Origin of the sequence: Synechococcus sp. R6-10, from assembly GCF_047461815.1 — a bacterium.
In the GTDB taxonomy this organism is placed as follows: domain Bacteria; phylum Cyanobacteriota; class Cyanobacteriia; order Thermostichales; family Thermostichaceae; genus Thermostichus.
This window is the reverse complement of record NZ_JANSHW010000468.1, coordinates 1-2,021: the sequence shown is the minus strand read 5'-3', so window position 1 is coordinate 2,021 and position 2,021 is coordinate 1. Positions and strand designations below refer to the sequence as shown.

Here is a 2,021-nt window from a genome sequence, read left to right as displayed (position 1 = left end):
GTGATGGGTTGTGGAGGGGCGGTGGGAGAGTGGGCGCTCGGCTGCGGGGGAGGGGTGGAAGAAGATGTACGGCTGACCTCCGCCGGCCATAAGCCCGCTTGCTTCAGAGCCCTGTGGAGCGCCTCCGTGTCAATAGGCAAAAACCACCTGGCAGCCTCGTAAATCCGTTCGAGGGAGTGGAGAAGGTCGCCGGCCTCCGCCAAGCCAGGGATCACATCTGCTGCCCCCTGGTAGATTGCCCAGCGCCGCTCTGCGGGCTCGATGTGGCGGCGGGGGTGATGAGTCAGGATAACAGGGATGTTGGGCAGCTTGCTTTGGCACTCTCGACAAAAGGCATAGGGGTTAAACAGCCCCGTCGTCATGTCCACCACCATCAGATCCAGAGGCTGACTTGCTGCCACCTCCAGCAGATCTTCACGCGGGGAAACCAGCACCACAGAGTGCCCCTGAGACTCCAGCGCCAACTTCCAGAGATGAATTTGCGAGGGCTGGCCCTGAGCTAGCAGTATGGTTTTTCTCACAGTGGATGGAGATATGCGAGTAGAAGGAAAGGCGAAGGCTTGCACCACTTAATAATCCGTCGTACGCCAGAATCTTGTGCGGGGCGTAATGTAGCATTCTTAGGGGAAGCAAATGGTAACCGGATATACAGATATACAAGTATTGCGGTTTAAGCCCGACGCTTCATACCCTTAAACCTGGATCCCCAGCAGCCGACAGCCCATTTCTGGGTGCGGCCTGTCCGACGGCCTCAACGTTTGTCTTGCTCAATTCAATCTGGGATCCCTTCTTTCTCACTTTCCAATTCAGCTTGCAGGGCCTGCAACTCTTCTGGGGAGAGGGAGCGGAGCCTCTCTTGAATCTGCTGGGTCTCGAAGCTGGCCCATTGAGCCTTCAGGGTCATTTCCCCACGCAGCACCCGCTTCAGGTAGCCAAAAGTCCACCCCAAGCAGGCCAATAGAAGCACCACGCTCGATATCTGCTGCGCGGCCCCCGTATCCAAGCCCGCCCAAAGCAGCAGGCCGTAGAGGATCCCTCCCCCCAGCAGCAGGGCTAAGCCTATGCCAAGAACGTCCAATCTGCGCATGGCTCAGTGGATCGACAAACGGCTGACCTTACAGCGACCGAGGCTTGGGCCGAAACGTCATGAAGGGAGCCAAGAGCACCATGCCGGGAAAGAAAAACAAGACCAAGAAAAACATCAGCACCTTTTCCCAAGCACTGCCTGAAGTCCAGCGTTTGTCCACGTACAGCAGAGACAACAGAGGCAGCACCAGCAAATAGAGAACAGCCAAACCGGCATAAGTTAACCCAATCAACGATGTAGTAGAAGCCATGTCGAGTGCGCTCCGCAGCTAGACCTATGTCCAACAAATCTAACAGGATTGTAAAGGGATTTGTCAGCTTGGGGGAGTTCGTAACTCAGCCAACTGACCACAAACTGACTACAAACTGGTGCTGATCGCCCCAACGGGGCAGGTGGGTACGCACTGTTCGCACATGACGCAGCGGTTGCGAGAGAACTCCAGCTTCCAGCTGGGAGCAGAAATCTTCAGGGCCTCGGTTGGGCAAACTCCCGTACACAATCCACAGTCCACGCACAAGTCTGGGTCGATTTGAATTTCCTTGGCCCGTTCAGTCACCTCAATGCCCAAAGACTGCACCCACTCCAAGCCTGCTTCCACCTGGTCGATATCCCCCGACAGCTCCACCACCAAAGTACCCACTTCGTTGGGGGCTACCCTGGCGCGCACGATATTGGCAGCCACATCGAAGTCTTTGGCCAACCGATAGGTGAGAGGCACATTCACCAAATGGCGGGGGAAAATGAGGGTGACTCGTTTGCGCACGGATCTTGAGTGTTTTGAGTGCAGCAACTTCCTTCAGTATGGCAGGCTTGTGAGGTTCAGTTTGGCCGTGAATGCAGCTCACTTCCACCCTCCACAGGACACCCAAGGCGAACCCCACAGCGGTAGGGCGGGGCTTTGAACCCAGTTTTTCGGTGAGCTCAGCTTCTTGGG

4 protein-coding genes are annotated in these 2,021 nt (G+C 56.3%); all 4 read right to left on the bottom strand.

Features of this window, described 5'->3' with window-relative positions:
• A partial coding sequence (locus NW837_RS12330; RefSeq protein ID WP_414331910.1) for a response regulator occupies window positions 1–437 on the bottom strand: 437 nt, incomplete at its 3' end.
• Between the two features lie 335 nt (window positions 438–772).
• Window positions 773–1,087 (bottom strand): DUF3007 family protein, encoded by a 315-nt coding sequence (locus NW837_RS12325; RefSeq protein WP_414331908.1) that lies wholly within the window; start codon window positions 1,085–1,087, stop codon window positions 773–775.
• A gap of 28 nt (window positions 1,088–1,115) precedes the next feature.
• On the bottom strand, window positions 1,116–1,337 hold the full coding sequence (gene ndhL / locus NW837_RS12320) for an NAD(P)H-quinone oxidoreductase subunit L (protein ID WP_414331907.1): 222 nt from the start codon (window positions 1,335–1,337) through the stop codon (window positions 1,116–1,118).
• A 108-nt stretch (window positions 1,338–1,445) separates the two neighbouring features.
• Window positions 1,446–1,850, bottom strand: coding sequence for an NIL domain-containing protein (locus tag NW837_RS12315; protein ID WP_414331905.1), 405 nt, complete (start codon window positions 1,848–1,850; stop codon window positions 1,446–1,448).
• Window positions 1,851–2,021 lie beyond the last annotated feature (171 nt).